This is a genomic window from Acinetobacter sp. BSP-28 (assembly GCF_044130285.1).
Classification (GTDB): Bacteria; Pseudomonadota; Gammaproteobacteria; order Pseudomonadales; family Moraxellaceae; genus Acinetobacter.
In genome coordinates this window covers 1-3,213 of the sequence record NZ_JBIQOB010000056.1, presented here as the reverse complement: position 1 = coordinate 3,213, position 3,213 = coordinate 1, and the positions used below count along the sequence as shown (strand labels likewise).

Below are 3,213 nucleotides of genomic sequence, written 5' to 3'. Positions count from 1 at the left end.
GAATAATGAGCTGGCGATGACTTACTCTCACATGGGTAATCCCACACTACCATCAGCGCTAAGAGGTTTCACTTCTGAGTTCGGGAAGGGATCAGGTGGTTCACTCTTGCTATGGTCGCCAGCACAACTTGGATGCTTACTCGTTTGGTCTTACTTGGATGCCGAACTTTCGTCAAATGAGTTATTAACAGAGGTATATCTGAGTTTCGTATTTTGTTCTTTAGCGTTCACTAAATCAAGCTATTTTGCTTAATATCGAATCAATTGATGCTTGATACAACAACTGTTTGGGTGTTGTATAGTCAAGCCTCACGAGCAATTAGTATTGGTCAGCTTCACATATCACTATGCTTCCACATCCAACCTATCAACGTCGTAGTCTTCAACGGCTCTTTAGAGGACATAAAGTCCTAGGGAAATCTTATCTTGAGGTAGGCTTCCCGCTTAGATGCTTTCAGCGGTTATCCCTTCCGAACATAGCTACCCGGCGATGCGACTGGCGTCACAACCGGTACACCAGAGGTTCGTCCACTCTGGTCCTCTCGTACTAGGAGCAGATCCTCTCAAATTTCCAACGCCCACGGTAGATAGGGACCGAACTGTCTCACGACGTTCTAAACCCAGCTCGCGTACCTCTTTAAATGGCGAACAGCCATACCCTTGGGACCTGCTTCAGCCCCAGGATGAGATGAGCCGACATCGAGGTGCCAAACACCGCCGTCGATATGAACTCTTGGGCGGTATCAGCCTGTTATCCCCAGAGTACCTTTTATCCGTTGAGCGATGGCCCTTCCATACAGAACCACCGGATCACTAAGACCTACTTTCGTACCTGCTCGACTTGTGGGTCTCGCAGTTAAGCGCGCTTTTGCCTTTATACTCTACGCGTGATTTCCGACCACGCTGAGCGCACCTTCGTACTCCTCCGTTACTCTTTAGGAGGAGACCGCCCCAGTCAAACTACCCACCAGACATGGTCCTCGTCCCGGATAACGGGACAGAGTTAGAACCTCAATATTACCAGGGTGGTATTTCAAGATTGGCTCCACTAGAACTGGCGTCCTAGTTTCAAAGCCTCCCACCTATCCTACACAAGTAAGATCAAAGTTCAATGTCAAGCTGCAGTAAAGGTTCACGGGGTCTTTCCGTCTAGCCGCGGGTACACCGCATCTTCACGGCGATTTCGATTTCACTGAGCCTCTGCTGGAGACAGCGCCCCCATCATTATGCCATTCGTGCAGGTCGGAACTTACCCGACAAGGAATTTCGCTACCTTAGGACCGTTATAGTTACGGCCGCCGTTTACTGGGGCTTCGATCAAGAGCTTCGCTTACGCTAACCCCATCAATTAACCTTCCAGCACCGGGCAGGCATCACACCCTATACGTCCACTTTCGTGTTTGCAGAGTGCTATGTTTTTAATAAACAGTTGCAGGGGCCTGGTTTCTGTGGCTGCTCTCAGCTCAGGAAGCAAGTTCCATCACCAAAAGCAGCGTACCTTCTCCCGAAGTTACGGTACCATTTTGCCTAGTTCCTTCAGCAGAGTTCTCTCAAGCGCTTTGGTCTACTCGACCTGACCACCTGTGTCGGTTTCGGGTACGATTCCAGTGTAACTGAAGCTTAGAGACTTTTCCTGGAAGTATGGTATCAGCCACTTCACTGTACAAGTACAGCTTGCTATCAGATCTCAGCATAGAGCACCCCGGATTTGCCTAAGATGCATGCCTACTTCCTTCCACCTGGACAACCAACGCCAGGCTGACTTAACCTTCTCCGTCCTCTCATCGCATTACACTGAAGTATTGGAATATTAACCAATTTCCCATCGACTACGCCTTTCGGCCTCGCCTTAGGGGTCGACTCACCCAGCCCCGATTAACGTTGGACTGGAACCCTTGGTCTTTCAGCGAGCGGGTTTTTCACCCGCTTTGTCGTTACTCACGTCAGCATTCGCACTTCTGATACCTCCAGCAGACTTCTCAATCCACCTTCATCGGCTTACAGAACGCTCCCCTACCACGTATACAAAGTATACATCCGCAGCTTCGGCACATAGTTTTAGCCCCGTTACATCTTCCGCGCAGGCCGACTCGACTAGTGAGCTATTACGCTTTCTTTAAAGGGTGGCTGCTTCTAAGCCAACCTCCTAGCTGTCTATGCCTTCCCACATCGTTTCCCACTTAACTATGATTTTGGGGCCTTAGCTGGCGGTCTGGATTGTTTTCCTCTTGACTACGGACGTTAGCACCCGCAGTCTGTCTCCCGGATAGTACTCATTGGTATTCGGAGTTTGCATCGGTTTGGTAAGTCGGGATGACCCCCTAGCCGAAACAGTGCTCTACCCCCAATGGTATTCGTCCGAGGCGCTACCTAAATAGCTTTCGGGGAGAACCAGCTATCACCGAGTTTGATTAGCCTTTCACCCCTATCCACAAGTCATCCCCTGGCTTTTCAACGACAGTGGGTTCGGTCCTCCAGTCAGTGTTACCTAACCTTCAACCTGCTCATGGATAGATCACCCGGTTTCGGGTCTATACCCAGCAACTAAACGCCCTATTAAGACTCGATTTCTCTACGGCTCCCCTATTCGGTTAACCTTGCTACTGAATATAAGTCGCTGACCCATTATACAAAAGGTACGCAGTCACCGAACAAGTCGGCTCCCACTGCTTGTATGCATGCGGTTTCAGGATCTATTTCACTCCCCTCACAGGGGTTCTTTTCGCCTTTCCCTCACGGTACTGGTTCACTATCGGTCAGTCAGGAGTATTTAGCCTTGGAGGATGGTCCCCCCATATTCAGACAAGGTTTCACGTGCCTCGCCCTACTCGACATCATCATATAAGCCCTTTCGTGTACAGGACTATCACCTACTATGGTTGCACTTCCCAGAGCATTCCACTAAAGCTTATATGACTTAATGGGCTTTTCCCCGTTCGCTCGCCGCTACTGAGGGAATCTCAATTGATTTCTTTTCCTAAGGGTACTGAGATGTTTCACTTCCCCTCGTTCGCCTCGTAACACTATGTATTCATGTTACGATACCTACCTTATGGTAAGTGGGTTTCCCCATTCAGAAATCTCCGGATCACAGGATATTTGCCGCCTCCCCGGAGCTTATCGCAGGCTATTACGTCTTTCATCGCCTCTGACTGCCAAGGCATCCACCACATGCACTTAATTACTTGACTATACAACCCCAAACAGTCGTTT

At 49.5% G+C, this 3,213-nt stretch carries 2 rRNA genes; both read right to left on the bottom strand.

Annotation, left to right across the window (positions count from 1 at the left end):
* Window positions 1-8: 8 nt before the first annotated feature.
* Window positions 9-123 (bottom strand): 5S ribosomal RNA (rrf, locus tag ACE01R_RS17575).
* A 175-nt stretch (window positions 124-298) separates the two neighbouring features.
* A 23S ribosomal RNA gene (locus ACE01R_RS17570) occupies window positions 299-3,191 on the bottom strand.
* Window positions 3,192-3,213: the final 22 nt, after the last annotated feature.